Source organism: Pseudomonas sp. GD03858, from assembly GCF_029840925.1.
Classification (GTDB): domain Bacteria; phylum Pseudomonadota; class Gammaproteobacteria; order Pseudomonadales; family Pseudomonadaceae; genus Aquipseudomonas.
Genome location: NZ_JAOCDM010000222.1, coordinates 1 through 1,120, shown reverse-complemented (window position 1 = coordinate 1,120; position 1,120 = coordinate 1). Strand labels below are relative to the sequence as shown.

Annotated in this window: 2 protein-coding genes and 1 pseudogene; all 3 read right to left on the bottom strand. The window is 44.0% G+C overall.

What is annotated here, in order from left to right; all coding sequences use genetic code 11:
* On the bottom strand, positions 1 to 431 hold a 431-nt coding region (locus N5D48_RS26135), incomplete at its 3' end, for a hypothetical protein (RefSeq protein ID WP_279889028.1).
* A 97-nt stretch (positions 432 to 528) separates the two neighbouring features.
* Positions 529 to 621: pseudogene (locus N5D48_RS26130) on the bottom strand (transposase); the annotation flags it as partial.
* Between the two features lie 101 nt (positions 622 to 722).
* Positions 723 to 980: a hypothetical protein gene (locus tag N5D48_RS26125; RefSeq protein ID WP_279889027.1), complete on the bottom strand. Its 258-nt coding sequence runs from the start codon at positions 978 to 980 to the stop codon at positions 723 to 725.
* Between the last annotated feature and the right edge of the window lie 140 nt (positions 981 to 1,120).

The following is a 1,120-nucleotide window of genomic DNA, read 5'->3' as shown; positions in this document are numbered from 1 at the left end:
CTTATGTTCGACCCCGAGTTTTTCGGCAGATCAAATTTCTCTATAAGCTCGCCACCACCCGATTCTTCGCCACCCTCAATATATCTACCTATCTTTCTGACCGAAAAAGAAACACCCTCAAAAACAAACCAACATCCTCCAACGTATTCATACTTAAGGACTTCCGCACTTATTGCCTTATCCTCATACCTCACCCACTTTCCGGAGCTCTCCAGGCGTCCGACAAGAAGCCCATCGACATTTCTGGCCTCACTATACTTATTCCCGTTCCATGGATCATAGAAATATCTTCGAGGAAATTTATCTCTTAAGCCCGAAGACACGCCAAGCCCATCTTTCAAATAAACCTTCAGCATATTCCTTGAAAAAACATGAGCCCCATATACAGACATATATGTATCCATTAAATCAAATTCAGTATCCAGCCTCATTTGACTCGCTCCAAGACAATCGTCCTCATGCTTGAAATATCTTTGACTGGCGTCACTCCATCCGATTGCGAAAAAAAAGGGGACAGATTTATTTCTCCTACTCTAATCTCGGTCGACCCTGCTTCCTTCGCTCGATGCGTTTCCCTGTAATTAGTTCGATCTCATCCACAAACCGATTGTTACCCGCCAGGAAAAATAAATCCGTCCCCTTTTCGCTTTTTCGGTCCCCTTTTCGCTATTCAGATCTATCATCTTTTCGCGTCACCTTTTTGATGTTTTTACCTTGTGCAATCAACTCAAACCGCACACCTCTAAAAAAAATGGTAGCGGAATTATTTGCTCACCGCCTGCCCCCGAGGACAGGACATCCTCTAATGTAGCAGTATCATGCTCAAAGTCCAAAACAACATCGAAACAGTTAAACTCAAAATTCTTTATGGCAATCTTCCCCCCCGACCTTTGTGACTCCTTCACAGCAGCAGCAAGCATCTCTTTTACGGAGCCACAAAGCTCCTGCTCCAAAAAAGCACTAAGCAAATCATCTCTCATTGTTCGCTCTCATTTGGGAAAGGCAGTATTTATGATGCCATCCCTAACATTCACTTTCAGGATGCTGGTTGGTTTCCCAGAAATGTCCACCCCAATGACCTTTCCAACATTATACTCAACCACAAACCCACCTGAGGGAC

What these genes read in the sequence shown, in the direction of transcription:
- N5D48_RS26125 (WP_279889027.1), bottom strand. Translation starts at nt 980, where the DNA reads ATGAGAGATGATTTGCTTAGTGCTTTTTTGGAGCAGGAGCTTTGTGGC.